This is a genomic window from Intestinibacter sp. (assembly GCF_051866655.1).
Classification (GTDB): Bacteria; Bacillota; Clostridia; order Peptostreptococcales; family Peptostreptococcaceae; genus Intestinibacter.
Window position 1 is genome coordinate 1 of record NZ_JBJDXL010000347.1, and the last position, 3,375, is coordinate 3,375.

At 29.4% G+C, this 3,375-nt stretch carries 4 protein-coding genes and 1 riboswitch; of the genes, 1 reads left to right on the plus strand and 3 read right to left on the minus strand.

Annotation, left to right across the window (positions count from 1 at the left end; all coding sequences use genetic code 11):
• From ACI3VO_RS10395 to ACI3VO_RS10405, 3 genes are all read right to left on the minus strand, one after another.
• Positions 1-505, minus strand: a 505-nt coding sequence (locus ACI3VO_RS10395; protein ID WP_439757853.1) for a hypothetical protein, incomplete at its 3' end; no start/stop codon positions are given.
• Between the two features lie 111 nt (positions 506-616).
• On the minus strand, positions 617-1,477 hold the full coding sequence (locus tag ACI3VO_RS10400; RefSeq protein WP_439757854.1) for a putative ABC transporter permease: 861 nt from the start codon (positions 1,475-1,477) through the stop codon (positions 617-619).
• Positions 1,478-1,567: 90 nt separating this feature from the next.
• Entirely contained in the window at positions 1,568-2,497 is a 930-nt protein-coding gene (locus ACI3VO_RS10405; protein ID WP_439757855.1) for an alpha/beta fold hydrolase, read from the minus strand.
• A gap of 139 nt (positions 2,498-2,636) precedes the next feature.
• On the opposite strand from ACI3VO_RS10405, the gene ACI3VO_RS10410 reads away from it, so the two are divergent.
• Entirely contained in the window at positions 2,637-3,245 is a 609-nt protein-coding gene (locus ACI3VO_RS10410) for a poly-gamma-glutamate hydrolase family protein (protein WP_439757856.1), read from the plus strand.
• Between the two features lie 80 nt (positions 3,246-3,325).
• A riboswitch (SAM riboswitch) is annotated at positions 3,326-3,375 on the plus strand. This riboswitch is flagged as partial in the annotation.

The following is a 3,375-nucleotide window of genomic DNA, read 5'->3' on the forward strand; positions in this document are numbered from 1 at the left end:
TGACTCCATCGACGATTATATTGTCTATAAACTCGCTAGGAAAATCCTCGTATAATTCATCTAAATCATCTATAAAATTAAAAAATCCATTTAAAAGTCTTAGTATATTTGATGGAAGGTAGTAATTTTTCATAAAATACACCAAAAGCATTTCTCTAGCGTCGTTTTTAGTATCTATATTTTGGCAGACATCGTCCTTTAAAAGCTCCTTCCATGCATTTTCATCGTTTCTAGTTTTAAAATCGCTGTATACCCCGTCTACCTTTTTAAGCCAAATATTTATATCTTCATTTTCATGCTCGAAAATATTGTCTTCTTCGTAATTATCTTCTATATCCTCGTCCATATCTGCATATTCTAAAGCCTTTTCATAAGCCTCTCTAAGCATCATAAATTCTTCTGGTTTGTCTTCTGGATTTGTCTCACTCAATTTACTTAAATAAGCCTGTTTTATCGCCATTTTGTCTTTTGTCTTTTCTATATCTAGCATTTTAAATATATCCATAAATCTTCCCCCATTTTTGTAAATATTCTGTTTATTAAAGTTTACCATACAAATATTTATAAAAAAACCTCAAATCAATCGATACTAGATGTATTTGAGGTTTGAACGTATTTAATATTTAGTTTTGTCCTTTAAAAGATTTTTAATATATTGGAAGTGTACATCTCTTTTTTTAGATTTTGTAGATCTCATATTTGGGAAGGCATTTAATAATCTTCTATGTATATAAGCTTTTTCCTTTAAAGATCTAAATTTCAATTGCATTTCGTCTAGCTTTTCATCAAATGCCATGTCCATTTCATCTAGTATTGATTGTAATTGAACCTCGTTGATTTTCAACGCCTTCATTCTTTCAATCATTTCATCTGGACCTTGTTTTAATCTGCGTATAAATTCTTCATCTTCGTATAATTTAAGCTTGGCATGAATTTTTTTCATATCCTCAACTATATTAGCTAAAGCATCTACCTTTACTGTTAAAGTATTTAAAGCCTTTACTGTAGTCGCTAAATCGGCTATTGTAGTAGCTACTGCAAGTACTAAAAATACGTATAAAACAGTGGTATTTATCCTGCTCAAGATATTTATAACAGATGGATGCAAAATTTCAATTACAAATAAGCTTAAAAATCCAAACATAGTAGAATTCAACAGACATACCTTTCCATGTATATTGAATTTGTAATTTGAATAATCCCACCATTTAGCGTGAAATAATTTTTCCAAAACTGTAGCTGTAGCGTATTCAAGTATAGAGGTTAAAATAAATCCCAACACAAAAACTGCAACCATATTGTCTCTATAAGACCACAATCCCGTAATTACAATCAATGCTCCTACTCCGTAAACGGGACAAATCGGACCGTTTAAAAATCCTCTATTTACTATTTTCTTTTGCAAGCAAGAACAATATATACTCTCACAAATCCACCCTAAAAATGAATATATGAAAAAATACAGTATATAATCCATAAATTTCCTCCTATGATTTAATAATATAATTTAACACTTATATTATTTTACATTGCAATTATTACATATTTATTACATTTTTTACACTATTTATATATTTTCTATTATCCATTTATATAGGTATTCATAGATTTCTTCTTTGCAACTTTCATGTAAAATATCATGTCTCAATCCTGGATATATTTTAACATCGACTTTTTTTATACCTGCTTTTTCAAATGAATTTTTAGTCATGTCAATGCCTTTACCTTGATCGCCTACTGGATCGTCTCCCCCTGAAATTAATAACATCGGCATATCCTCGTCTATTTTTTTAATGTTGTTCATATTAGATGTAAAAATCATACCTCCTAGTAATTCTCTAAAAAGCCCAGCCGATATTTCTTTATAGCACAACTCATCTTCTAAATAATCCTCTAGAGACTTCTCATCTGCACAAAGCCAATCACAATCGGTTTTGTTTGGAGAAAATGCTTTGTTATAGCTATCAAAGGATAATTTTTTGATAAAAGGACTCGAATTATTTTCTCCTATTTTTTTGCCTTCTCTTTTCACTAATTTATAAATTATCTTTAAAACAAGTCCAGGCTTTTGACCTGTCCCCATTAAAATAACTGCATCTATATCATTTTCATCATATACTGTCAAATATGTTCTAACTAAAAATGATCCAAGTGAAAATCCCATTAGTACATAAGGAATATCGGAAAATCTCTCTTTAATCTTGTTCTTGCAAGTATTTAGGTCTCTTACAACTAAATTCCAACTTCCCTCTTCGCCAAAATACGATTTTTCTTCTTCGCTATATACCGAATGACCATGTCCCAATAAATCAATTCCTACTACAGCTATATTTTTATCTATAAAATATTTTGCAACCTCTTCATATCTTCCCATATGCTCTGTAATACCGTGGACAACTTGTAAAATCGCCGTTGGCTCTGAATCTGGTAGCCACATAGTTCCATATATGTCAGTTTTTTTATTTGCAGATTTAAAACTAAAATTTTCTTTTTTCAACAATAATTCCCCCAATTTTTTTGAATTTATTTTAATAATTTAATTATAACAAAACTATTATAATAAAACATAAATTTACTTTTAATGATAAAATATTGTTATCAAAGGCTAAAACAATATTAGGAAGGAAGTGAAATAAATGGTCGATAAATACAAAAATTACGATGAATTATCTAAAAATGAAGTTCAAAATATAGATTACAAAATCACAGTAAAAGACGTAAATTCTAAAACTACATGTATATCTATTCACGGAGGCAATATAGAACCAGGTACTTCAGAAATTGCAGAAGAAATAACAGGTGATATCTACAATCTATATAAGTTCGAAGGTCTTAAAAACAGTAAAAATATAATGCTGCATATAACTAGCAGCAATTTTGATGATCCCAAAGCTGATGAATTAGTCGCTAAATCTGAAAAAGTAATTTCTATACACGGTGCAAAAGGGAACAAACCTGTAACATATATAGGTGGTCTAGACAAAACTCTAGGAAAAAAAGTAGCAAAACATCTCACAAAAAAAGGATTTAAAGTAGCAAAACCACATGCAGGAATAGATGGCACAACTAAAAACAATATAGTAAATAGAGGATTATCAAAAGCAGGATGCCAATTAGAAATAACGCTAGCTCAAAGACAGCTTTTCTTTAAAGACGGCAATTTAAAAAATTTCAATAGACGTAATAAAACAGCCCTATTCTTTGAATATGTAAATTGTATAAGAGAAGCACTGTCTGAATATTAAAAATATTTTATATAATTATATACTTTTTCAGTTGACATATAAAATAAAATTTAATATACTTCATATCATAAATTAAATAAGTCTTATCAAGAGCGGTGGAGGGACTGGCCCTATGAAACCCGGCAACCAA

Coding starts and splice junctions, on each gene's coding strand:
- ACI3VO_RS10400 (WP_439757854.1), bottom strand. CDS start 1,477: ATGGATTATATACTGTATTTTTTCATATATTCATTTTTAGGGTGGATT.
- ACI3VO_RS10410 (WP_439757856.1), top strand. CDS start 2,637: ATGGTCGATAAATACAAAAATTACGATGAATTATCTAAAAATGAAGTT.